General features: G+C 46.1%; 1 protein-coding gene. It reads right to left on the reverse strand.

Annotated elements, in window-relative coordinates; translation table 11 throughout:
* Positions 1 to 205: extracellular solute-binding protein (locus LI126_RS16630; RefSeq protein WP_227165780.1), on the reverse strand; the 205-nt coding region annotated here is incomplete at its 3' end.
* Positions 206 to 217 lie beyond the last annotated feature (12 nt).

The following is a 217-nucleotide window of genomic DNA, read 5'->3' on the forward strand; positions in this document are numbered from 1 at the left end:
TTGCATAGCCGATATATTCAGCATTTTGCGCGGCATTCTTGGGATCCAGCATGAAATTCAAGAATGCATAGGCTGCTTTTTTGTTTTTAGCCGTTTTGGGAATCACCATGTTGTCAAACCAGATGTTGCTGCCCTCGCTTGGTACGAGGTAGTGGAGATGTGAATTGACACTGATCATTTCACTGGCTTCCCCAGAATAGGTAATGCCGACTGCCGC

The sequence above is a fragment of the Mediterraneibacter sp. 210702-DFI.5.30 genome (assembly GCF_020560115.1).
GTDB lineage: Bacteria > Bacillota > Clostridia > Lachnospirales > Lachnospiraceae > Mediterraneibacter > Mediterraneibacter faecis.